The 21,860-nt window shown below is 73.3% G+C and carries 22 protein-coding genes; 12 read left to right on the forward strand and 10 right to left on the reverse strand.

The features are described from left to right. Positions 1–12: 12 nt before the first annotated feature. Positions 13–1,338, reverse strand: coding sequence for a hypothetical protein (locus tag D9V37_RS10915; RefSeq protein ID WP_121806180.1), 1,326 nt, complete (start codon positions 1,336–1,338; stop codon positions 13–15). 85 nt (positions 1,339–1,423) lie between these two features. On the opposite strand from D9V37_RS10915, the gene D9V37_RS10920 reads away from it, so the two are divergent. From D9V37_RS10920 to D9V37_RS10940, 5 genes are read left to right on the forward strand one after another with little or no spacing between them, the layout of a single operon-like run. Beyond that, complete coding sequence (locus D9V37_RS10920) at positions 1,424–2,080, forward strand: glycosyltransferase family 2 protein (RefSeq protein WP_121806181.1); 657 nt, start codon at positions 1,424–1,426, stop codon at positions 2,078–2,080. After that, a complete protein-coding gene (locus tag D9V37_RS10925; RefSeq protein ID WP_121806182.1) occupies positions 2,077–2,703 on the forward strand; it encodes a TIGR04282 family arsenosugar biosynthesis glycosyltransferase in 627 nt (208 codons plus the stop codon). The genes D9V37_RS10920 and D9V37_RS10925 overlap by 4 nt, the downstream gene beginning before the upstream one ends. Further along, positions 2,700–3,347, forward strand: coding sequence for a methyltransferase domain-containing protein (locus D9V37_RS10930; protein ID WP_121806183.1), 648 nt, complete (start codon positions 2,700–2,702; stop codon positions 3,345–3,347). The genes D9V37_RS10925 and D9V37_RS10930 overlap by 4 nt, the downstream gene beginning before the upstream one ends. Continuing rightward, the gene (locus tag D9V37_RS10935) at positions 3,325–4,488 is read left to right on the forward strand and encodes a molybdopterin-dependent oxidoreductase (protein ID WP_121806532.1); all 1,164 of its coding nucleotides are present in this window, start codon (positions 3,325–3,327) and stop codon (positions 4,486–4,488) included. The genes D9V37_RS10930 and D9V37_RS10935 overlap by 23 nt, the downstream gene beginning before the upstream one ends. Then, positions 4,485–4,925 (forward strand): hypothetical protein, encoded by a 441-nt coding sequence (locus D9V37_RS10940; protein WP_121806184.1) that lies wholly within the window; start codon positions 4,485–4,487, stop codon positions 4,923–4,925. Before D9V37_RS10935 ends, D9V37_RS10940 begins: the two co-directional genes overlap by 4 nt. Here D9V37_RS10940 and D9V37_RS10945 read toward each other — a convergent pair. Genes D9V37_RS10945 through D9V37_RS10955 form a run of 3 tightly spaced genes read right to left on the reverse strand, consistent with a single transcriptional unit; the run spans position 4,922 to position 8,313 of the window. Further along, the gene (locus tag D9V37_RS10945) at positions 4,922–5,764 is read right to left on the reverse strand and encodes a transglutaminase family protein (protein ID WP_121806185.1); all 843 of its coding nucleotides are present in this window, start codon (positions 5,762–5,764) and stop codon (positions 4,922–4,924) included. The genes D9V37_RS10940 and D9V37_RS10945 overlap by 4 nt on opposite strands. Continuing rightward, positions 5,765–6,706: an alpha-E domain-containing protein gene (locus tag D9V37_RS10950; RefSeq protein ID WP_121806534.1), complete on the reverse strand. Its 942-nt coding sequence runs from the start codon at positions 6,704–6,706 to the stop codon at positions 5,765–5,767. Further along, complete coding sequence (locus D9V37_RS10955; protein WP_232524862.1) at positions 6,706–8,313, reverse strand: circularly permuted type 2 ATP-grasp protein; 1,608 nt, start codon at positions 8,311–8,313, stop codon at positions 6,706–6,708. The genes D9V37_RS10950 and D9V37_RS10955 overlap by 1 nt, the downstream gene beginning before the upstream one ends. 114 nt (positions 8,314–8,427) lie before the next feature. Here D9V37_RS10955 and D9V37_RS10960 point away from each other — a divergent pair, with 114 nt between their 5' ends. After that, a complete protein-coding gene (locus tag D9V37_RS10960; protein ID WP_121806186.1) occupies positions 8,428–8,709 on the forward strand; it encodes a hypothetical protein in 282 nt (93 codons plus the stop codon). Here D9V37_RS10960 and panB read toward each other — a convergent pair. Both panB and D9V37_RS10970 read right to left on the reverse strand, forming a co-directional pair. Continuing rightward, complete coding sequence (gene panB, locus D9V37_RS10965; RefSeq protein WP_121806187.1) at positions 8,706–9,584, reverse strand: 3-methyl-2-oxobutanoate hydroxymethyltransferase; 879 nt, start codon at positions 9,582–9,584, stop codon at positions 8,706–8,708. The genes D9V37_RS10960 and panB overlap by 4 nt on opposite strands. Before the next feature lie 18 nt (positions 9,585–9,602). Further along, a complete protein-coding gene (locus tag D9V37_RS10970; protein WP_158604443.1) occupies positions 9,603–9,971 on the reverse strand; it encodes a ribonuclease E inhibitor RraB in 369 nt (122 codons plus the stop codon). 125 nt (positions 9,972–10,096) lie between these two features. Between D9V37_RS10970 and D9V37_RS10975 the strand changes: the two genes are divergently transcribed. The 6 genes from D9V37_RS10975 to D9V37_RS11000 are packed head-to-tail and all read left to right on the forward strand — an operon-like array spanning position 10,097 to position 18,561. Further along, positions 10,097–12,082, forward strand: coding sequence for an NAD(+) synthase (locus D9V37_RS10975; protein WP_121806189.1), 1,986 nt, complete (start codon positions 10,097–10,099; stop codon positions 12,080–12,082). 11 nt (positions 12,083–12,093) lie between these two features. Then, on the forward strand, positions 12,094–12,756 hold the full coding sequence (locus D9V37_RS10980; protein WP_158604444.1) for a type 1 glutamine amidotransferase: 663 nt from the start codon (positions 12,094–12,096) through the stop codon (positions 12,754–12,756). A gap of 12 nt (positions 12,757–12,768) precedes the next feature. After that, the gene (locus D9V37_RS10985) at positions 12,769–13,767 is read left to right on the forward strand and encodes a cytochrome c oxidase assembly protein (RefSeq protein ID WP_121806191.1); all 999 of its coding nucleotides are present in this window, start codon (positions 12,769–12,771) and stop codon (positions 13,765–13,767) included. A 24-nt stretch (positions 13,768–13,791) separates the two neighbouring features. Then, the gene (locus D9V37_RS10990; protein WP_121806192.1) at positions 13,792–15,129 is read left to right on the forward strand and encodes a glutamine synthetase family protein; all 1,338 of its coding nucleotides are present in this window, start codon (positions 13,792–13,794) and stop codon (positions 15,127–15,129) included. Next, positions 15,129–18,059 (forward strand): bifunctional [glutamine synthetase] adenylyltransferase/[glutamine synthetase]-adenylyl-L-tyrosine phosphorylase, encoded by a 2,931-nt coding sequence (locus D9V37_RS10995; RefSeq protein ID WP_121806193.1) that lies wholly within the window; start codon positions 15,129–15,131, stop codon positions 18,057–18,059. Before D9V37_RS10990 ends, D9V37_RS10995 begins: the two co-directional genes overlap by 1 nt. A 7-nt stretch (positions 18,060–18,066) precedes the next feature. Next, positions 18,067–18,561 carry a P-loop NTPase family protein gene (locus D9V37_RS11000; RefSeq protein ID WP_121806194.1) on the forward strand — a complete coding sequence of 165 codons (495 nt, stop codon included), beginning with the start codon at positions 18,067–18,069 and terminating at the stop codon, positions 18,559–18,561. Positions 18,562–18,570: 9 nt separating this feature from the next. On the opposite strand, the gene D9V37_RS11005 is transcribed toward D9V37_RS11000, so the two are convergent. From D9V37_RS11005 to D9V37_RS11020, 4 genes are read right to left on the reverse strand one after another with little or no spacing between them, the layout of a single operon-like run. Beyond that, on the reverse strand, positions 18,571–19,110 hold the full coding sequence (locus D9V37_RS11005; protein WP_121806195.1) for a GtrA family protein: 540 nt from the start codon (positions 19,108–19,110) through the stop codon (positions 18,571–18,573). Next, positions 19,107–19,823: a class F sortase gene (locus D9V37_RS11010; protein ID WP_121806196.1), complete on the reverse strand. Its 717-nt coding sequence runs from the start codon at positions 19,821–19,823 to the stop codon at positions 19,107–19,109. The genes D9V37_RS11005 and D9V37_RS11010 overlap by 4 nt, the downstream gene beginning before the upstream one ends. Next, a complete protein-coding gene (locus D9V37_RS11015) occupies positions 19,823–20,974 on the reverse strand; it encodes a glycosyl hydrolase family 8 (RefSeq protein WP_121806197.1) in 1,152 nt (383 codons plus the stop codon). Before D9V37_RS11015 ends, D9V37_RS11010 begins: the two co-directional genes overlap by 1 nt. Beyond that, on the reverse strand, positions 20,971–21,831 hold the full coding sequence (locus D9V37_RS11020) for a DUF4397 domain-containing protein (protein WP_121806198.1): 861 nt from the start codon (positions 21,829–21,831) through the stop codon (positions 20,971–20,973). Before D9V37_RS11020 ends, D9V37_RS11015 begins: the two co-directional genes overlap by 4 nt. Between the last annotated feature and the right edge of the window lie 29 nt (positions 21,832–21,860).

Below are 21,860 nucleotides of genomic sequence, written 5' to 3' on the forward strand. Positions count from 1 at the left end.
ACTACCCGGGCTCTACCAGCCGGTCTGGAGGAGGTGCTGCACCAGGAGGGCGACGACCAGCTGGAGCACCAGGCCTCGTCGCCGCCAGGACTCGGGCAGGAGGGCCACCGAGAGCAGCAGCCAGGGCTCGAAGGGCAGCCAGATCCGCTCGACCTCGGCCCGGCTCATCTGCGAGAGGTCGACCAGCACCACCATGGCGACGCCGGCCAGGGCCAGGGTCGCCACCACCCGGGTCGCGGGGTCGCGCACCAGAGTGCGAGCGCGGGCCAGCAGCAGTCCCAGCCCGGCGCCTAGGAGCGGGCCGGCCGAGAACACCAGCGCGCCGAGGTTGGCCCACATCCAGTACGAGGGCGGGCGCCGCGAGGCGACCCCCTCGTAGTAGCGGATGTGGATCGCCTTCAGGGCTTGCAGGTAGTCGAAGCCGAGCAGGGCGAAGACCCCGACGACGCCGAGAGCCACGACGGCGGTGATCGGCAGCGGCCACCACGACCTCGCGAGCCACAGCACCGCCAGGCACAGCACGCCCATGACGGGCAGGCCGTAGGAGAGCATGACCAGCGCGCCGAGCAGCAGTCCGGCCACCACGGACCAGCCGGCCCGCGCAGCCCACGAGGTCCGCGTCGCCGCCACCGCGAGCGCGGCGACTCCCCACGCGGCGCAGGTGCCGAACAGCGCATCGGCCGAGACCGCCGACCACACCGCGGCCGGCCCGAACACCAGGAACGGCGCGGCCCGGCGTGCGGCGTCCTCGGCGTCGAGCACGCGCAGGGTGCACAGCACCGCCGCCGGCGTGGTGGCCACCAGCACCACCAGCACCCATCCGGCGCCGATCCCGGTGTCGAACCCCAGTCGTACCAACAGCCAGAAGAACAACGTCGCCCCGGGAGGATGGCCTGCCACGTGGACGGTCCAGTTGTGCGGGGTACGCGCGTAGGTGATCCGGCTGACCCAGTCGGGCAGTACCGCGGCGAAGTCGGGGTAGCGGCGGGCGGTGTTCATGTACTCGTAGTGGCTGTCGAGGATCGCGCCCATCCCGTGGGGACCGTCGACGTAGGCGAGCGCCACCATCCAGGCGAGCGCCGCCACGAAGGACCACGCCAGCAGCGCCCGCCACGAGGCCCGCTGGGCCAGGTCGACCGCACGCCACGAGGCCAGTGCGGCCAGGAGCAGGGCCGGCGCCGTGCCCGGTCCGAGGCGGGGCAGCCACTCGGCGTGCAGCGGCGGAAAGCTGTTCACGTGCACGTTCCAGCCGCTGACCGCGGGCACCAGCATGGCCGCCGCGGCGAGCAGGAACGCCACCACCAGACCGACGACTGGCAGCCGGTGGGAGCGGGTCACCGGGCGAGCGTAGGGGTGGCCCGCAAGGATTCTGTAACCGTTGAGGTGAGGTTGAAGGCTCGTCGTGTCTCTACCCTTACCTCTCGTGAGCAGCTGTGACGTGGTGATCCCTTGCCGAGACGAGGCCGGTGCCCTGCCGGCGCTGCTCTCCCAGGTACCCGAGGAGTTCGGGGTGGTCGTCGTCGACAACGGCTCCACCGACGGCACCGGCGAGGTCGCCTCGGCCCACGGTGCGCGCGTCGTGCGCGAGGAGCGGCCCGGCTACGGCGCCGCCGTCCACGCCGGTCTGGAGGCAGCCAGCGCCGACCTGGTGGCCGTGCTCGACGGCGACGGCTCGATGGACCCGCGTGAGCTGCCCGCGATGGTGCGCCGCGTCGAGAGCGGGGAGGCCGACCTGGTGTGCGGCCGGCGGCGTCCGGTCGGCCGGGGCGTGTGGCCCTGGCACGCCCGGGCCGGCAACGTCGCGGTGCTGTGGTGGCTGCGGCGTCGCACCGGTCTCGCGGTGCACGACATCGCCCCGATGCGCGTGGCCCGTCGCGCCGCGTTGCTCGAGCTCGGCGTCGAGGACCGGCGCTTCGGCTACCCGGTCGAGCTGTTGACCCGTGCCCAGCGCGCCGGTTGGCGCATGGTCGAGGTCGACGTCAGCTACCGGCCTCGGGCCGCCGGCACGCGCTCGAAGGTCTCCGGCTCGGTGCGAGGCAGTCTGCGGGCCGCCCGCGACTTCGCGCGGGTGCTGCCATGACCCCGCTGGTGCTGGCCAAGGCGCCGGTGCCCGGCCGGGTCAAGACACGCCTGGGGGCCGACGTCGGCGCCGACGTCGCCGCCGACCTTGCCGCCGCCGCCCTGCTCGACACCCTCGACCTGGTCGAGGACGCCCTGGGTCGTGGGGTGGTCGCGCTGGACGGAGAGCTCGCCGAGGCCAGCCGGGGCGAGGAGCTGACGGTAGCCCTGGCCGGGTGGCGGGTCGTCCCGCAGCGCGGCGACGAGCTGGGGGAGCGGATCGCCCACGCGCACGCCGACGTCGACGACGTCGTGGTGCAGGTGGGCATGGACACCCCGCACCTGAGCCCCGAGCAGCTGCGGGAGACCGCCGACCGGCTGCGGGAGGCCGACGCCGTCCTCGGCCCCGCCGAGGACGGCGGCTGGTGGGTGCTGGCGCTCAACGACCCCGGTCACGCCGCGCTGGTGCGCGACGTGCCGACCTCGCGGGTCGACACCGGCCGGCTCACCCTCGAGGCGCTCTCGCGCGAGATCGTCGTCGCGCTCGGGCCGCACAGCTACGACGTCGACACGATCGACGACGCCCGGCGCAGCGCCGACGACGCGCCGCACACCCGTTTCGCTCACACCTGGCGGTCGCGATGAACCGGTGCTCTCCGGGCGCGCTGTTCGCCGCCGCGCTGCGTGGTCACGACGTCGAGCTGCTGGAGGAGGCGGCCCCGAGCCGCCCGCTGGCCGCCTGGCGCTGGATGCACGCCACGGCCTCGGACCAGGTGGTGCTCGAGGCCTGCGAGGGCACCACGCTCGACGTGGGCTGCGGGCCGGGCCGGATGGCCGCGGAGCTCACCGGCCGAGGCGTGCCCGCGCTGGGCATCGACGTCGTGCCCGAGGCCGTGGCGCAGACGCGCGCCCGCGGCGCCACCGCGCTCGAGCGCGACGTCTTCGACCCCGTGCCGGGCAGCTGGCGCACCGTGCTGCTGGCCGACGGCAACATCGGCATCGGCGGCGACCCGGTCCGCCTCCTCGGACGCGCGGCCGACCTGCTCGAGCCCGGGGGCAAGGTGGTCGCCGACCTCGCCGCCGCAGGCCTGGCCAGCGGCGTCCGCACCCACTGGCTCTCGGGTCGCGGCATGGTCTCGACGCCGTTCACCTGGGCGGTCGTCGGCCCCGGGGAGATCGCGCTCCTGGCCCACCGGGTCGGGTTGTCGCTGGAGCGGATCGAGCGGTCCGGCGACCGCTGCTTCGCCGTGCTGAGGAAGTCCGATGATGGCGCTGCGTCCACCGCGTGAGTCCGACTTCACCTCGCACCTGCGCAGCCCGGCTGTCGCGGCGCGGGTCGGCACCGTGCTGGGGATCTGCTTCGGCCTGTGCTTCCTGACCGGACTGGTCAGCCACTGGAGCCAGGACCCGAACCCGTGGTTCTTCGTGCCCACCCGACCCACCTGGGGCTACCGCCTCACCCAGGGGCTGCACGTCGCCTCCGGCACGGCCGCGATCCCGCTGCTGCTGATCAAGCTCTGGACCGTCTACCCGAAGCTCTTTGCCGAGACCCCCTGGCGCGACCTGCGGCGACTGGTGCTGACCGGGCTGGAGCGTGCCTCGATCGGCGTGCTGGTGGCCGCCGGGGTCTTCGAGCTCGCGACCGGGCTGCTCAACACCACGCAGTGGTACCCGTGGCAGTTCCACTTCCGTGCCACCCACTACGCCGTCGGCTGGCTGGCCGTGGGGTCGTTGCTGGTGCACGTGGCGGTGAAGCTGCCGATCATCCGCGACGCGTGGCGCAGCGACGTGGAGTCGACCGCCCAGGACCGACCCACCACGGCCGTCGCGTCCAGCGGCATCACCCGCCGCGGCCTGGTGGTGACGGCCTACCTCAGCGCCGCGGTGGCGGTCGTGGCCAGCGCGGGCTCCACCGTGCCGCTGCTGCGCCGGGTCTCGGTCTTCGGCGTGCGGTCCGGCGGCGGGCCGCAGGGGGTGCCGATCAACAAGTCCGCCCGGGCGGCGCGGGTCACCGCCCTGGCCACCTCCGCCGACTACGCGCTGGAGCTGGTGAACGGCGACCGCACCGTCCGGCTGACGGTGGCCGAGCTGGTGGCGCTTCCGCGGCACACCTCGGGGCTGCCGATCGCCTGCGTGGAGGGCTGGAGCGCGCACGGCACCTGGGACGGCGTGCGCATGCGCGACCTGATGGACATGGTGGGAAGACCCGCGGGCGCCGACGTCGTCGTGCGGTCGCTGCAGCCCAGCGGCCCCTACCGCGCGACCCTGCTCCCACACTCCTTCGTCGAGGACGACCTCACGCTGCTGGCCACCCACCTCGACGGCGAGCGGTTGAGCCTCGACCACGGCTTCCCGTGCCGGGTCATCGCGCCCAACCGCCCCGGCGTCCTGCAGACCAAGTGGGTCCACCGGCTCGAGGTGCGCGCATGAGGTACGTCGTCGGCGCGGTCGGGGTCCTGGCGGGTCTGTACGGCGCCTGGGAGCTGCTGCGGGTCGGCCTCGCCAACCTGCTCGCCGCGGTCTGGTGGCTGGCCGGCGGGGTGATCGTCCACGACGGCTTCGTGGGCCCGGCACTGCTGGTGGCGGCGGTCGTGGTGATGGCGGTGGTGCCGTCGCGCGTGCGGGGCCCGGTCGTCGCGGGGCTGGTCGTGCTGGGCACGGTCACCGTCACCGCCGTCCCGGTGCTGACGCGCTTCGGTGCCCGGGCCGACAACCCCACGCTGCTCGACCGGAACTACACCGTGGGCTGGCTCGTGTTCGCGGTGCTCGTGGTCGCCGCCACCGGTGTCGGGGTGGCCCGGCGGCTGCGGGAGCCGGCCGCCGCCGACGGTGTCGACGTGGTGCGCGAGCCCCACGACGAGCGCTAGCCCAGCCGCGTCACCGAGACGTCGACGAACATGTGGCTCGAGGCGCTGCCGGAGTAGATGCCGCCCAGCGGCTTGACGTCGCCGTAGTCGCGGCCGGCGGCGACGACGACGTGGTAGTCGCCCACGTCGGCGTCGTTGGTGGGGTCGAAGCCGTGCCAGCCCTCGTCCCACCACGACACCCAGGCGTGCGACTCCCCGGCCACGGTCTCACCGACCGGGGCCTCGGGGTCCGGGTGGAGGTAGCCCGAGACGTAGCGGGCCGGGATGCCGACGCTGCGCAGCCCGCCGACCGCGAGGTGGACGAGGTCCTGGCACACCCCGCTGCGCCGGTTCCAGGCGTCGGCAGCGGTGGTGGCGACGTCGGTGGAGCCGGTCACGTAGCGCACCTCGTCGTGCACCAGGGCGCAGATCTCGCGGGCCACCTCGCCGGGCTGGCGACCCGAGGCGGCGAGATCGCGGCACTGCGCGGCCAGCTCGTCGGGCGGGGCGACGCGGGGCGAGACCTCGAGCAGCTCGACGAAGCGATCGGTGACGTCGTCGGAGCGCAGCTGCTCCCAGTCCAGGGCGGGGGGTAGCGAGGTGGCCCGGTCGGTGTGGACGGTGGCGGTGGCGGTGACGGTCAGCGAGTCGTGCGGGTCGAAGACCTCGAACGCGGTGACCTCGGTGCCCCAGTAGTCGCGGTAGGTGTAGGTCCACGGGCTCGGGGAGACCCCGACGCGGCTGTGCACGACGATCTGGTCGGTGGTGGTCTGCGGGGTCATCCGCGCCTCGTTGAAGGAGGCTGCGACCTTGCTGTCGTAGGCGAAGCCGGTGGTGTGCTGGATCCGGAGCTGAACCATCTAGGCCACGTCCCCTCGCCAGGCGGTGGCCTGGCCCTCGGCGAAGAACCGGCGCGAGACGGCGTCGGTGGCGAGCGCGCAGGTGCGCTGCAGCCGTTCCATCTCCACCGGCAGATCGGCCACGACGTCGGAGAGCGAGCGGTACTCCAGCTCCGCGCGCATCCGCCCGACCAGCCGCAGCGCCTCGTTGGTGAACCCGGCCCGGGCGTCGGCGCGCGAGCCGGCCTCCAGGTTGGTCAGGCACTGCTCGGCCCGGTTGAGGCTGAAGACCACCGATCGGGGGAAGAGCCGGTCGAGCAGCAGGAACTCCGCCGCGCCGCGCTCGGTCTCCAACCCCTTGTAGGTGCGCAGGAACGCCTCGTAGGCCCCGCACGCCTGCAGCGAGGTGCCCCAGGCGGCACCGGAGGCCAGCGAGGCCGCCGCCACCAGCCGGGCGGTCATGTCGGCCCGCTCGATGGAGCGACCGAGCACCAGGAACTGCCAGCCCTCGTCGCGGGTCATGGTCGCGTCGGCGATGCCGTTGATCTGCGCCGCCCGGTCGCGTACCCAGCGGAACGCGGTCGGCGGTCGCATCGAGCGGAACTGGCCCGAGGGGATCGCCCGCCACGTGGTGTTCACCGCCTCCCACATCGCGGTCGAGAGCGTCTCGCGGGCCCGGCGCGCGCTCTCGCGGGCGGCGCCAAGCGTGGCCGCGATCGACTCCGGGGAGGACCGGTCGTAGGCCAGCAGCTCCAGCAGCTGGGCACGGTCGGCCGGCCCGTCGCCGGCGGCCTCGTCCTCGATGCCCATCACCGACAAGACGCCGGCGACGGTGGCCGCCTCGTCGATGGCGGGGTCCTCGAGAATCAGCTGGGTCTGGACGTCGAGGATGCGCGCGATGTCCTCGGCGCGCTCGACGTAGCGTCCGATCCAGAACATCGACTCTGCGATCCGGCTCAGCATCACTGCTCCTGCTGCTGGTGGCTCGATCCCTGACCCTGCTGGTCCTGCTGCTGGTCCTGCTGCTGGGCCGGCGCCCGGCTGGCCGCCGGCTTGGCCACGACCTTCGGCGGGTGGCCGTGACCGGCCAGCACCCAGGTGTCCTTGGAGCCGCCGCCGCGCGAGGAGTTGACGATCAGCTCGCCCTCGCCGAGCGCCACCCGGGTCAGCCCGCCGGGCAGCACCCAGACCCGGTTGCCGTCGTTGACCGCGAAGGGGCGCAGGTCGACGTGGCGCGGCGAGAGCGCGCCGCCGACGTACGTCGGCACCGTGGAGAGCTGCACCACGGGCTGGGCGATCCACGAGCGTGGGTCGGCCAGGACCTTGCCGCGCAGCTCGTCGAGCTCCGCGGACGTGGCCTTGGGACCGATGACGATGCCCTTGCCGCCCGAACCGTCGACCGGCTTGAGGACCAGCTCGTCGAGGCGGTCCATGACCTCCTCGCGGGCGTCGGCGTCACCCATCCGCCAGGTGTCGACGTTGCGCAGGATCGGCTCCTCGCCGAGGTAGTAGCGCACCAGGTCGGGCATGTAGGTGTACGTCAGCTTGTCGTCGGCCACGCCGTTGCCCACCGCGTTGGCGATGGTGACGTTGCCGGCGCGGGCGGCGTTCATCAGGCCCGAGCACCCCAGGACCGAGTCGCTGCGGAAGTGCAGCGGGTCGAGGAACTCGTCGTCGACGCGGCGGTAGATCACGTGCACCGGCTCGAGGCCCTGGGTCGTCCGCATCATCACCCGGCCGCGGCGGCACTCCAGGTCGCGGCCCTCGACCAGCTCGACGCCCATGGTGCGAGCGAGCAGCGCGTGCTCGAAGTAGGCGCCGTTGAACACGCCCGGGGTCAGCACGACGACCGTCGGGTCGACCACGCCGGCCGGCGCGGCCGCCCGCAGCGCGGTGAGCAGCTTCTGCGGGTAGCCGGCCACCGGGCGGATCCGGTGACCTGCGAACGTCTCGGGGATCGCGGCGGCGATGGCGCGGCGGTTCGTCATCACGTAGGAGACGCCCGAGGGCACGCGGACGTTGTCCTCCAGCACCCGGAACTCGCCGTCGTTGTCGCGGATCAGGTCGATCCCGCTGACGTGCACCCGCACGCCGTTGGGCGGCTTGATGCCCGCGCTCTGCCGGTGGAAGTGCGAGGAGGTGGTGACCACCGAGCGGGGGATGACGCCGTCGTCGAAGACCTGGCCGGCGTCGTAGATGTCGGCCAGGAACGCCTCGAGCACCCGCACCCGCTGCTGGACGCCGGCCTCCACCCGCGCCCACTGCTCCATCTCGATGACCCGCGGCAAGATGTCGAGCGGGAAGGCACGCTCCTCCCCGCCGATGTCGAAGGTGACGCCCTGGTCGAGGTAGCTGCTGGCCAGCGCCTCGACGCGGGTCTCCAGCTCGCCGTGGGCCAGGTCGGCCAGCGACGTGCGCAGGTCGGAGTAGGACGAGCGCAGGTCCTGCCCGTCGTACATCTCGTCGAAGGCACCGTGGTTGAGCCGGTCCATCTCGGCCGGGTAGCCGCCGAACATCGGATCGGCGCCCGGCTCGGAACCAGTCTCGGTGTCGCTCTCGAGGCCGCTCATGGAGCCGACCCTATAGATCGGTCGGCGTTCGTCACGGAGGGCTCGTGACGAACAGGTTTCGCGTCCTCGACGAGCCGAGAGCGCGGTGAGCGCCGTCGTGGCAGCATCGACGCCGTGAGCACCTTCCGCCCCGTGCGATACCGGCGCCGCGGCCCCGACCTCGACCGCTCCGGCGGGTTCGTCGCGATGGCCGGGCTGGCGTGCGTGCTCTTCCTCGACGTCGCCTCGGTGCGCTTCTTGCCGTGGTGGGTCGTGACGCTGCTGCTGGTGCTGTGGGTGGTGCTGATGCTGCTGGGCACCGCGTGGTTCACCCCGCGGCCCCGCCGCGCGGTGGCGCTGCCGGTGGTCGGGGTGCTGGCCTGGCTGGCGGCCGTCGGGCTGGTGCTGGTGCTCTAGAACGAGTGCTCGTCGGCCGGGAAGGTGCCGGCGCGGACGTCGTCGCGGTAGGCGGTGGCGGCCTGGAGGAGGACGCCGTGCAGGTCGGCGTACTGCTTGACGAAGCGCGCCATGGTGCCGGTGCGCAGGCCGAAGGCGTCGGTCCACACCAGCACCTGGCCGTCGCAGTGCGCGCCGGCGCCGATGCCGATGGTGGGGATGCTCAGCTCGGTGGTGATCTGCGCGGCGATGTCGGCCGGCACCATCTCCATGACGACCGCGAAGGCGCCGGCGGCCTCGACCGCGCGGGCGGCGGCCATCACCTGCTCGGCGGCCTCGCCGCGGCCCTGCACGCGGTAGCCGCCCAGGGCGTGCTCGCTTTGCGGGGTGAACCCGATGTGGGCCATCACCGGGATCCCGCCGCGGGTGAGCAGCTCGATCTGGGGGGCCATCTCGGCGCCGCCCTCGAGCTTCACGCAGTCCGGCTCGGCCTCCTTCATGAACCGCACGGCGGTGTCGTAGGCCTGCTCGGCCGAGCGCTGGTAGGACCCGAACGGCAGGTCGGCGACCACCAGCGAGTGCGGCGCTGCCCTGGCCACGGCCCGGGCGAGCGGGATGAGCTCGTCGACGGTGACGGGCAGGGTGGTGGCGTTGCCGAGCACGTTGTTGGACGCGCTGTCGCCGACCAAGAGCACCTCGACGCCGGCCTCGTCGAAGATCGCGGCGGTGTACTGGTCGTAGGAGGTGAGCATGGAGAAACGCTCGCCGCGCTCCTTCATCTCCCGGAGGTGGCGCGTGCGCACGCGCCGTCGGCGGGGCGGGGCGTCGCCGGGACGGGGGGTCGTCGCGGCGGTTCCGGTGCCGTAGGGCGCGGTCTCTTCCGGGCTGCTGCTCACAGGCAGCAACCTACGAGGTCAGACCAGGGCGTGCTTGGGCACCCGACGGACGTCCCAGCCGCCGTAGGTGCCGCCGTGGCGCTGCGCGACGCCCTCGAAGAAGGCGCGGGCCTCGACGACCTCGGCCGCGGTGACGACGACGTCGCGACTGGCGCGCATCATCCAGCCGGGGTAGGGCTCGGGCTGCGCGGAGAGCCATTCCTCGGCCCAGCCGGCGGCCTCGATCTGCTCGGTGGCCTGGCGCGCGGTCGCCTCGTCGGCGAAGTAGAGGTGGTGGACCCAGCGCACGCGCGTGTCCTGCTCGCCGCGGTTGGCCATCGCCTCCAGCTGGATGGCGTCGGCCGGGTGCACGTCGCGCGTCTGCGACCGCTGCTTCATGAGCCTCATGTCGATCTCCCCCGTGTGTCGCGTCCCAGTGTGGCGCAGGACTCTCATCAGCCGCAGTGGTTTCAGCGGAATTGCGATACTTGTCCGACTCAGCCCATGGTACGCCGAGGTGGAACACTGGGGGAGTGCAGTTCCGCTCCGCCTACGCCCACGGCTTCGCGCGGGTGGCGGCGTGCACCGTCCCGGTGAGCGTCGCCGATCCCGAGCGCAACCTCGCCGCCGTCCTGGACTCCGCGCGCGCCTGCCACGACGACGACGTCGCCGTGGCGGTGTTCCCCGAGATGGGCCTGTCGGGCTACGCCATCGACGACCTGGTGCTGCAGGACCCGCTCCTCGACGCCGTCGACCGGGCGCTGGCCGACCTGGTCGCCGCCTCCGCCGACCTGCGTCCCGTGCTGGTGGTCGGCGCACCGTTGCGGCACGGCAACCGCCTGGTCAACGCGGCCGTGGTGGTGCACCGCGGCCGGGTGCTCGGCGTCGCGCCCAAGGCGTACCTGCCGAACTACCGCGAGTTCTACGACAAGCGCTACTTCGCCCCCGGCGACGACCTGCGCGGCACGACCATCGACGTCGCCGGCTCCCAGGTGCCGTGCGGGACCGACCTGCTCTTCGAGGCCACCGACGTGGCGGGTCTGGTGCTGCACGTCGAGGTCTGCGAGGACATGTGGGTGCCGGTGCCGCCGAGCTCGGAGGCCGCGCTGGCCGGCGCGACGGTGCTGGCGAACCTCTCCGGCAGTCCGATCACGGTGGGCCGCGAGGAGGACCGGCGGCTGCTGGTGCGCTCGGCCTCGATGCGCTGCCTGGCCGCGTACGTGTTCGCCGCCGCCGGACAGGGGGAGTCGAGCACCGACCTGAGCTGGGACGGCCAGACGATGGTCTACGAGGCCGGTGACCTGCTGGCCGAGTCCGAGCGGTTCCCCGACGGACCGCGGCGCTCGGTGGCCGACGTCGACCTCGACCGGCTGCGCCAGGACCGGCTCCGGCAGGGCAGCTTCGACGACAACCGGCGTACGCACGCCGGCCGGGTGGGCGGCTTTCGCACCGTGACCTTCGAGGTCGACCCGCCCGACCACGACACCGGGCTGCGGCGCGTCCTGCAGCGCTACCCGTTCGTGCCGCACGACCCGCAGCGGCTGGCCAAGGACTGCTACGAGGCCTACCACATCCAGGTCTCCGGGCTGGAGCAGCGACTGAGCGCCATCGGTCAGCCCCGGGTGGTCATCGGCGTCTCCGGCGGGCTGGACTCCACCCACGCGCTGATCGTGGCCGCGCGCACGATGGACGCCCTGGAGCGCCCGCGCAGCGAGATCCTGGCCTACACGATGCCCGGCTTCGCCACCGGCGAGGAGAGCAAGGACCGCGCGACCCGGCTGGCCAAGGCGCTGGGCGTGTCCTTCGAGGAGCTCGACATCCGCCCCGCGGCGCGCCAGCTGCTCGCCGACCTGGGCCACGCCGAGGACCACTACGACGTCACCTACGAGAACGTCCAGGCCGGGCTGCGCACCGACTACCTGTTCCGGCTGGCCAACCAGCGCGGCGGCATCGTGCTCGGCACCGGCGACCTCTCCGAGCTCGCGCTGGGGTGGTGCACCTACGGCGTCGGCGACCAGATGTCGCACTACGCGGTCAACGCCGGCGTGCCGAAGACGCTGATCCAGCACCTGATCCGCTGGGTCATCGCCGAGGAGGGGCTCGGGGCCGACGCGGAGGCGGTGCTGCAGGAGATCCTCGACGCCGAGATCACCCCCGAGCTGGTGCCCGACACCGACGACACGAAGGCGCTGACCACCGAGCAGCAGATCGGTCCCTACGCGCTGCAGGACTTCACGCTCTTCCACGTGCTGCGCTACGGCTTCCGGCCCTCGAAGATCGCCTTCCTGGCCCACCACGCCTGGGCCGACGACTACGACCTGGCCACCATCCGGCACTGGATGGAGGTCTTCGTCGACCGGTTCTTCGGCTTCAGCCAGTTCAAGCGCTCGGCGCTGCCCAACGGCCCGAAGGTCTCCTCCGGCGGCGCGCTCTCGCCCCGCGGCGACTGGCGCGCCCCCTCCGACGGCAACGCCCGCGCGTGGCGGGCCGACCTGGAGCAGGTCCCCGAGCGATGGTGAGGGTGCTCGTCGTGCAGTTCCAGGACGACGCGCCCCCGGCCTGGCTCGGCGACTGGCTGCTTGCCGCGGGCGCCGGCGTCGACGTCGTCGGCCCCACCGAGGCCGCCCTCGACCGCTACGACGCGATGGTCGTGCTGGGCGGCTCGCCGAGCGCGGACGACGACCGGCCCGACGTGCGTGCCGCGCAGGACCTGGTGCGGGAGGCCGCGCAGCGTCGACTGCCCACGTTGGGCATCTGCCTGGGCCACCAGGTCGCCGCCGTGGCGCTGGGCGGCACGGTGGCCCGCAACCCGGACGGCCAGCAGGTCGGGCTGACGCCCGTCGGCTGGCTCGACGCGGCCGCCGAGGACCCCCTGCTCGGCACGCTGACCGACGTCCGCCACGCGGTGCACTGGAACGGCGACGTCGTCGTGGAGCTGCCACCCTCGGGCACCCTGCTAGCCACGGCGTCCGGCGGCCGGGTGCAGGCCGCCCGGCTCGCCGAGACGGTCTGGGGCGTCCAGTGGCACCCCGAGGTGGACGACCGGGTGATCACCTCGTGGGCCGAGGAGGACCGGGCCGCACACCCGCCCGGGCGCGTCGACACCGTCGTCGCCGAGGTGCGTGCCGCCCGCGCGGAGCTCGAGCAGGGCTGGCGGGGACTCGCCACGTCGCTGCTGCGGCTCACGGCCTAGGCTGAGATCGCGATGGACCACGACCACATGCACATGGACGGGTCGGCCCTCCCGCCCGTGCACTGGTACCAGCTGCTGGGCCACTGGCGGCTCGAGGGCGGCTGGCTGCTGGCCTGCGTCCTGCTCGCCGCCGTCTACCTTCTCGGCGTCGGTCTCGCGCGGCGTCGCGGGCACGAGAGCGTCGGCCCGCTGCGGGCGGGCTGGTGGCTGCTCGGCCTCACGCTGACCTACGTCACCGTCGCCTCCGGCATCGGGATCTACGGCGAGGTGCTCTTCTGGGTGCACATGATCGAGCACCTGGCGCTGGTCATGGTCATCCCCACGCTGCTGGCGCTGGGCAGTCCGCTGAGGGTGCTGCGCGCGTCCCTGCGCGAGCCGGCCCGGTTCGACCGCGCGGTGCGGACGCCGGTGCTCCGCGTGCTCGGCCACCCGGGCTTCGGGTTCGCGGCCTACGCCGTGGTCATCGTCGCCACGCACCTGACCGGGTTCATGGACGCGATGATGACCAGCCCCGGACTGGTGCTGGTCGAGCGGCTGCTCTACCTGGTCGGCGGCTGGCTGCTGCTGGTGCACCTGGTGGGCGTCGAGCCGCTGCCGGCGCGGCTCTCGACCGGCATGAGGCTGTTCTTCTCGGTGGTGATGATGACCCCCGACACCGTGGTCGGCATCGTGCTGCTGCAGACCGGCACCAACCTGTTCCCGGCGATGGACGCGATGCGCCCGGCGTGGGCCGGGACCGGCCTGGACGCCGCGCTGCAGGACCTGCACACCGGCGGCGCGCTGATGTGGGCCGCCGGCGACAGCCTCATGATGTTCGTCTCCGTGGGGCTCATCGTCCGGCTGATCTCCGACCCGCAGCGCGACCGGTTGCTGGGCACCTGGCTCGACTCGGCCCGGGCAGGCACGTTCGAGCAGCGGGCCGGCGCCACCGCCGACGCCGACATCGACGACAGCGACGACGCGCTGGCGGCCTACAACCAGATGCTCGGGCGGCTCGACCGCGGGCACTAGGCGCGGGTCTCCTAGGCTTGGGCCATGGGCAAGCAGGAGGACTTCGTACTGCGCGCGCTCGAGGAGCGCGAGGTGCGGTTCGTGCGGTTGTGGTTCACCGACGTGCTGGGCTACCTCAAGTCGGTCGCGGTCGCTCCGGCCGAGCTGGAGGGGGCCTTCAGCGAGGGCATCGGATTCGACGGGTCGGCCATCGAGGGGCTGGCACGCGTCACCGAGTCCGACATGCTGCTGCAGCCCGACCCGGGCACGTTCCAGATACTGCCCTGGCGCGGTGAGGCGCCCGCCACGGCGCGCATGTTCTGCGACGTCGCGATGCCCGACGGCTCCGCGTCGTACGCCGACCCGCGGTTCGTGCTCAAGCGGACGCTCTCCAAGGCGGCCGAGCGCGGCTTCACCTTCTACACCCACCCCGAGATCGAGTTCTACCTGTTCCAGGGCAAGCCGGCGGCCGGCGACGAACCGGTGCCGGTCGACCGCAGCGGCTTCTTCGACCACACCGCCCAGAGCGCCGGCTCGGACTTCCGCCGCGAGGCGATCACGATGCTGGAGAACATGGGCATCTCGGTGGAGTTCAGCCACCACGAGGGCGGTCCGGGCCAGCAGGAGATCGACCTGCGCTACGCCGACGCGCTCAGCACCGCCGACAACGTCATGACCTTTCGCACCGTGGTCCGCGAGGTGGCGCTCAACCAGGGCATCTGGGCCTCGTTCATGCCCAAGCCGTTCACCACGCACCCGGGCTCGGGGATGCACACCCACGTCTCGCTCTTCGAGGGCGAGAACAACGCCTTCTTCGAGGCGGGCGCGGAGTACCAGCTCTCGCAGACCGCGCGGCACTTCATCGCCGGGATCCTGGTGCACGCCGCGGAGATCAGCGCCGTGACCAACCAGTGGGTGAACTCCTACAAGCGGCTGATCGGCGGCGACGAGGCGCCCTCGTACGTGTGCTGGGGCCACAACAACCGCTCGGCCATGGTGCGGGTGCCGATGTACAAGCCGACCAAGGACCAGTCCGCCCGCATCGAGATCCGCACCCTCGACGCCGCCTGCAACCCCTACCTCGCCTTCGCCGCCATCCTGGCCGCCGGGATGAAGGGGCTCGAGGAGGAGTACCCGCTGCCGCGCGAGACCGAGGACAACGTCTGGTCGCTGACGCCCGCCGAGCGGCGGGCGCTCGGGCTGACGATGCTGCCCAAGAACCTCAACGACGCGATCTCCGTCGCCGAGGACTCCGAGCTGCTGGCCGAGACCCTGGGCGAGCACGTGTACGAGTTCTTCCTGCGCAACAAGCGCGCCGAGTGGGAGGAGTACCGCGGCCAGGTCAGCGCCTTCGAGCGCGACCGGATGCTGCCGGTCATCTAGTGCCCCGCCACGGCTCGGTCATCACCCCCGCCAACCTGGTCCGCGCCGGCTTCCAGGACGGCGACCGCGCGGCCGCGCAGCTCGACCGGCTGGGGGAGTGCGCCCCCGGCGTGGCCGAGCCGCTGGGGCCGCTGCTCGCGCGAACGGCCGACCCCGACCAGGCGCTGGACCAGCTGGTGGGTCTGGGCGACGCCCTGGGCGAGGAGTGCGCGGCGATGCTGCGCGCGGTCGCCGACGACGAGGGCACCGCGATGCGGCTTCTCAGCGTCCTCGGCCTCAGCCAGGCGCTGGGCGCCCACCTGCGCCGCCACCCCGAGCACTGGCACGAGCTGACCGACCCGACCCTGGGCACCACCCGGCCCGCGGCGTACGCCGTGCGGGCCGGGCTGCTGGCGGCGGTGGCCGAGCGTCCCTACGCCGAGGCGGTCGACGCGCTGAGAGTGGAGTACAACCGGGTGCTGCTGCGGCTGGCCGCCCGCGACCTGGCCCACGACGTCGGGGTCGACGACGTCGCCGCGGAGCTCTCCGACCTCGCCGCCGGCACGCTGGAGGCGGCGCTGGCGGTCGCGCGGACCGAGACCGGTGCCGAGGCCCGGCTCGCTGTCGTGGCCATGGGCAAGTGCGGGGCACACGAGCTGAACTACGTCAGCGACGTCGACGTCATCTTCGCCGCCGAGCCGGCCGACTCCGGCGCGACCCGGCTGGCCTCGACGCTGATGGGAGTCTGCTCGGCCCACACCGGCGAGGGCACGATCTGGCCGGTCGACGCCAACCTGCGGCCCGAGGGCCGTCAGGGTCCGCTGGTGCGCACCCTGGAGAGCCACACCGGCTACTACGAGCGGTGGGCCCACACCTGGGAGTTCCAGGCGCTCCTCAAGGCCCGGCCGGTGGCCGGCGACGCCGAGCTGGGACGGCTCTACGCCGAACGCATCCAGCCCTTCGTCTGGTCGGCCTCGCAGCGCGAGGGGTTCGTCGAGGAGGTGCAGGCGATGCGCCGGCGCGTCGTCGACCACATCCCGGCGGCCGATGCCGACCGTCAGCTCAAGCTCGGCGTGGGCGGGCTGCGCGACGTCGAGTTCGCGGTGCAGCTGCTGCAGCTGGTGCACGGCCGAACCGATGAGTCGCTGCGCGTGCCCACCACGCTCAGCGCGCTGGCCCGGCTCATCGACGGCGGCTACGTGGGGCGCGACGACGGCCAGCAGATGCACGACGGCTACGCCTTCCTGCGCCGCCTGGAGCACCGCATCCAGCTCCAGCAGCTGCGGCGGACCCAGGTGGTGCCCGACGATCCCGCCTCGCTGCGGCGGCTGGGCCGCTCGCTGGGCTACCTCAAGGACTCCGGCGAGGAGCTGGAGAAGGAGTGGCGCCACCACCGGCTGAACGTGCGCCGGCTGCACGAGAAGCTCTTCTACCGCCCGCTGCTGGCCGCCGTCGCCCGATTGCCCGAGGATGGCGCCCGCCTCACGCCCGAAGCGGCCAGGGACCGGCTCGCCGCCCTCGGCTACGCCGACCCGACCGCCGCCCTGCGCCACCTGGAGGCGCTGACCACCGGCGTCTCGCGCAAGGCGGCCATCCAGCGCACGCTGCTGCCCGCAATGCTCGAGTGGTTCGCCGACGCCCCCGACCCCGATGCCGGGCTGTTCGGCTTCCGGCGCATCTCCGAGGCGCTGGGCCGCACGCCCTGGTACCTGGGCCTGCTGCGCGACGAGGGCAAGGTGGCCCAACGGATGGCGCAGGTGCTGGCCACCAGCCGCTACGCCACCGACCTGCTGCAGCGCGAGCCCCAGGGCGTTCGCATCCTCGGCGCCGTGCTGACGCCGCTGACGGTCGAGGCCATCCGGACCGAGATGGAGGCGGCCGCCTCGCGCCGCGACGACCCGCAGGAGGCGGTGCTCGCGGTGCGCGCGATCCGGCGTCGAGAGCTGCTGCGGATCAGCACCGCCGACCTGTGCGAGCCGTTCGGGGTGGCCGAGGTCGGCTACGCGCTGACCGACCTCACCGACGCCACCCTCGAGGTGGCGCTGGGCGAGGCCATCCGAGCCGTCGAGGCGGATCGCAAGGCGCCGCTGCCGACGACGATGGCCGTCGTGGCCATGGGCCGCTACGGCGGCGGTGAGCTCGGCTACGGCAGCGACGCCGACGTCATGTTCGTGCACGACCCGCTGCCCGACGCCGACGCGCACCAGGCCTCCTCGATGGCCAACGCGGTGGCCAACGAGCTGCGGCGGCTGCTCTCGCTACCCTCCACCGACCCGCCGCTCGACGTCGACGCCAACCTGCGCCCGGAGGGCAAGGGCGGGCCGCTGACCCGCACGCTGGCCGCCTACGCGGCCTACTACGCCAAGTGGTCGCACGTGTGGGAGAGCCAGGCGCTCCTGCGTGCCGACGCCGTGGTCGGCGACCGCGACCTGTGCCGCCGCTTCACCGAGATGATCGACCCGTTGCGCTACCCCGCGAGCGGGCTGAGCAGCGACGACATCGTCGAGATCCGACGCATCAAGGCCCGGGTGGACGGGGAGCGGCTGCCGCGCGGGGTCGACCCGGCCACCCACTTCAAGCTCGGCCGGGGCGGCATCGCCGACGTCGAGTGGACGGTGCAGCTGCTCCAGCTGCGACACGCCCACGAGGTCGACGGGCTGCGGACCCCCAAGACGTTGCCCGCGCTGGACGCCGCCGTCGCGGCCGGGCTGCTGGCCACCGGCGACGCCGAGGCGCTGCGCGCCGCGTGGCTGATGTCGAGCCGGGCCCGCAACGCCACCGTCCAGGTCCGTGGCCGCGCCTCCGACCAGCTGCCCCGCGACGCCCGCGAGCGCGCCGCGGTGGCCCAGCTGCTGCGCTACCCGGCCGGCGAGACCGACGCGATGGTCAACGACTACCAGCGTGTCTGCCGCCGGGCCGCCGCCGTCGTGGACCGGGTCTTCTGGCGCTGATGCCCCGGTGAAGCGAGTCTTGGTGGTCGGGATGTCCGGAGCGGGGAAGTCGACCGCCGCCCGTCGCCTCGCGCTCGCCGAGGGGATTCCCTTCCACGAGATGGACGCGCTCGCGATCGGGCCGGGTTGGTCGACGCCGACCCGCTTCGCCGAGGACGTCGCCGCGCTGGCCGCTGGTGACCGGTGGGTGGTGGACTCCTGGGCGCCGGCCGAGGTGCGCGGACTGCTGTGGTCGCGCGCTGACACGATCGTCTGGTTGGACTACCCGCAGTGGGTGGTGCTGCCCCGCCTGCTGCGGCGGAGCCTGCACCGCTCGTGGACGCGCGAACCGCTCTTCGGCGGCAACGTCGAGCGGTGGCGCGACTGGCTCTTGCCCGGTCACCCGTTCTGGCACGCGCTCACCACCTTCGGCCGGCGCCGGCTCGCGATCGCCGACCTGGCCGCCGCGGCCCCTCACGCTCGGCTGGTCCGGGTGCGTCGTCCCGCCGAGCTGCCGTGGTGACCGGGTCTTCTAGCGGTAGGGACGGTCGTGGTGGTCGCGGCCGTGCCCGTTCACCATGGTGGCATGGTGAACGGCCACCTCCCACGACGTAGGACCCGTGGGAAGTGGCACTTCGTCGTGGGAAGCATCGGCGTACTCCGGGTCGGTCGAGGGTTCGACGTGCGGGAAGACCCATCGCTGGTAGGCCCACAGCCGGAAGAGCGTGCCGAGCCCCAGCCCGACCACGTTCGAGGAGATGTTCTCCGCGACTGGGTCGCGCAGCCCGAGCACGTAGCTGCTCAGCCCCAGGCAGGCGAGGCTGATCAGGAGCCCGATCCCGTTGAACGCGAAGAACAGCACGTACTCGCGGGCCACGCGATGGCGCGTGCGGCCCTCGAACGTCCACGCCCGGTTCCCGAGGTAGGCGACGGTGGTGGCGACGATCACCGAGATGGTCTTGCTGGTCAGTGGCCCCGCACCGACCACCAGCCGCATCAGGTTGAACACACCAGTGTCGACGAGGAAGGCCAGGATGCCGACCGCCCCGAACCGGGCGACGAGGCGGGTCACCGCGACACCAGGGTCGCGAAGACCACCAGGTTGCTCTCGTAGCCGTCGCGCCCGAACACGCCGTCGCAGGTGATCAGCCGCAGCTGCGCATCGGGGGTCGGGCCGTACACCTGCGCGGTGGGGAAGTCGCGCTTGCTCGCCGTCAGTGTCCGGTCGACCCGGAAGACCTGCGTGGTGCCGTCGGCGCTGCGGACGCGGATCACGTCGCCACGCTCCAGCTCGGAGAGCCGGGCGAAGACGGCCGGGCCGCCGGGGGAGTCGACGTGACCGGCGATGACCGCCGGGCCGGCCGCTCCGGGCCGGGGGCCGCCGGCGTACCAGCCCGCGACCTGCCAGTGCGGCGGCTTCTCCAGCGTGCCGTCGGGTTCCAGGGCGAGGCGGTCCAGCGCGGTGTGGACGTCGATGCCGGGGATGGTGAGCTCGACCGGGGCCGCTACCGCGCTCTGCTGGGGCTCCTCCTCGGTCGTGGTGGTGGGCTGCGGGGTGGACTCGGCGGCTCGCTGGACCGCCTCGGCGTCCAGCGGGCGTGCGCCGTCGGTCCCCGACGCCGTCCCGGACGCCGACGTCGTGCCGTCCTCGGGACGGGAGACGGACGAGCGGTCGTGGCGCTCGGACGTCGCAGAGGCCGAGGTGCGCGCGCCGGCGAGCGCCAGGCCCACGGCCACCAGGGCGACGATCAGGCCGACGACGGCGAACGTTCTCGAGCGGTGCATCACGACTCCTTCGGTGCCAGAGGCGGGCAGCCGCCCAGCGTCCGGTCGGTCAGCATCAGCCGGCCCAGGACGCTCCAGGCGTCGCCGTAGTAGGTGGGAGTGCGCTGCCGGGCGCGGTCGGCGTCGGCGAGCAGTCGGGCGGTGGCGGCGCGCGAGCCGGCCACGGCGTCGCCGGCGGCGGCGGCCACCAGGGTCAACGGGCTCACGTCCTGCGTCTGCGGCGATCCACCGAGGTCGTAGACCGCCTTGGTGTCCGCGCCGGCCAGCAGGTCGGAGGTGCGACGGGCCAGCGCCCGGTCGCCTGCGGTGCACGACTCGGCGTTGCGCACCAGCGTGCGGGCGGCGTCGTAGCCGAAGACCACCGATCCGCCCGAGGGGCTCGACGTGGCGTGCACCGAGCCGTCCTGGTCGACCTGCGCCCAGTCCGGCGGCAGGTGGTCCTCGGGCGTCGCCGCCGTGAGCGCGGCGCGCGAGCCCTTCTCCAGCTCGGCCCAGCGGTCGTCACCGCTGGCACGGGACAGCAGCCGGGTGGCGGCCGGCGAGACGTAGCTGGGGTTGAAGGCGTACGGCGCAGACGTCGCCCAGCTGCCGGCCACCAGGATGCGCCCCAGTGGTGTCACCACGGTCTCGTGGTCCAAGATCGCGGTGCCCAGCCGCACGCCGGCGCGCGTCCAGGCGGCCTCGTCGAAGACCCGTCCGGCGACGACGAGCGCGCGCGCCGTGTCCAGGTCGGCGTCCGCGGCCGAGGTGGCGTCGACGACCGACCCGTTCTGCCAGTGCCAGCTGAGCAGACCGTCGTCGCGGTGCAGGTGCTGTCGGCTCCAGTCCCAGACCCGCTCGAAGGCGCTGCGGTCGCCGGCGGCGACGGCGATGAGCATGGCGTACGCCTGCCCCTCGCTGACCGTGTCACCCCCCTGGTCGCGGCGCACGACCCGGCCGTCGGCGAGCACGTAACGGTCCAGGAAGTGCCGGGGTGTCAGGGCGGAGCGGTCCGCCGGCAACGCCACCGACACCGCAGTCCTGGGCGGGTCGTCGGCGAACGGGCCCGCCTTGGTCACCACCAGGGCCAGCAGCAGGGCGACCGCGAGCGAGCAGGCTCCGACCGCCAGCAGGAGGCGGCGCGAGCGACGGTCCGCGACGCGGCGGGTCACGCCGTGCCGACGGTCCTGCCGACCGCCGTACCGACCGTGCTGGCGCCGCGCAGCGCCACCTCGGCCGAACGCGAGAGGTACCCGCCGCCGGTGTCGACACCGCCCGTGGGCATGGTCGCCGTACCGGCGCTGTCCACGGCCGGCACGACGCGCAACCCGCTGCCGTCGGTGCCGTCGAGCACCAGCAGCGTGTAGACGCCGCCGGCGGCGACGGTGACCCGGCGGGTGCTGGCCGGCACGCCGGAGCCGCTCGCGGCGCTCACCCGGATCGTCCAGCTCTGCGCGGGCACCTCGGCGTAGCCGCTGACCGAGCCGGCCGTGGCGTTCTGCGCCAGCTGCGGGCCGCCGACCACGGAGGCATCGACGGAGCGCACGTCGCCGGCCCCGGAGACCAGCCGGATCCGGGCCTGGCCGGACGCGGGCGGGGTGAGGTCGTCGGTGACGACCCGCGCGTTGACGTCCGAGGCGGTCCCGGTGGCGAAGACGGTCGAGGCCGTCCCGTCCTTGACCCGCACGCTCTGGCGCACCATGGCCTGGGACATGCTCTTCCCGGCGGGCACGACCGCGACCGTGTACAGGCCCGCCGGCACGCGCTCGTAGGCCGAGAGCGTGCCGTAGGAGACGTGCTGGAGGGTGCGGGTGCGTCCGCCGCGGAACGGCGAGATCTCGATGTCGGCCTCGCCGACACCCGAGGCCAGGTGGCCCGCACGGATCCAGCCCGCACGGCCGGCGGCGTCGGTGGCCGCCGTGGCCGGGACCTGCCCGAACGCCAGCAGGGCGGCGGCGAGCAGCGTGCTCAGGCCCGCTACGAGCGCGGAGCGGTGTCGGCGCCAGTGGAGGTGGGGGTGGGTGTGCATCGCGTTTCTCCTCTGCGGGTGAGGGATGG

The organism is Nocardioides mangrovicus (genome assembly GCF_003674065.1).
GTDB lineage: Bacteria > Actinomycetota > Actinomycetes > Propionibacteriales > Nocardioidaceae > Marmoricola > Marmoricola mangrovicus.

Bases quoted from the DNA above. Each gene is read 5' to 3' on its own strand.
- D9V37_RS10925 (WP_121806182.1), top strand. From the start codon at position 2,077: ATGACCCCGCTGGTGCTGGCCAAGGCGCCGGTGCCCGGCCGGGTCAAG.
- D9V37_RS10930 (WP_121806183.1), top strand. From the start codon at position 2,700: ATGAACCGGTGCTCTCCGGGCGCGCTGTTCGCCGCCGCGCTGCGTGGT.
- D9V37_RS10935 (WP_121806532.1), top strand. From the start codon at position 3,325: ATGGCGCTGCGTCCACCGCGTGAGTCCGACTTCACCTCGCACCTGCGC.
- D9V37_RS10940 (WP_121806184.1), top strand. From the start codon at position 4,485: ATGAGGTACGTCGTCGGCGCGGTCGGGGTCCTGGCGGGTCTGTACGGC.
- D9V37_RS10945 (WP_121806185.1), bottom strand. From the start codon at position 5,764: ATGGTTCAGCTCCGGATCCAGCACACCACCGGCTTCGCCTACGACAGC.
- D9V37_RS10950 (WP_121806534.1), bottom strand. From the start codon at position 6,706: ATGCTGAGCCGGATCGCAGAGTCGATGTTCTGGATCGGACGCTACGTC.
- D9V37_RS10955 (WP_232524862.1), bottom strand. From the start codon at position 8,313: ATGAGCGGCCTCGAGAGCGACACCGAGACTGGTTCCGAGCCGGGCGCC.
- D9V37_RS10970 (WP_158604443.1), bottom strand. From the start codon at position 9,971: ATGAGGCTCATGAAGCAGCGGTCGCAGACGCGCGACGTGCACCCGGCC.
- D9V37_RS10985 (WP_121806191.1), top strand. From the start codon at position 12,769: ATGGACCACGACCACATGCACATGGACGGGTCGGCCCTCCCGCCCGTG.
- D9V37_RS10990 (WP_121806192.1), top strand. From the start codon at position 13,792: ATGGGCAAGCAGGAGGACTTCGTACTGCGCGCGCTCGAGGAGCGCGAG.
- D9V37_RS11010 (WP_121806196.1), bottom strand. From the start codon at position 19,823: ATGCACCGCTCGAGAACGTTCGCCGTCGTCGGCCTGATCGTCGCCCTG.
- D9V37_RS11020 (WP_121806198.1), bottom strand. From the start codon at position 21,831: ATGCACACCCACCCCCACCTCCACTGGCGCCGACACCGCTCCGCGCTC.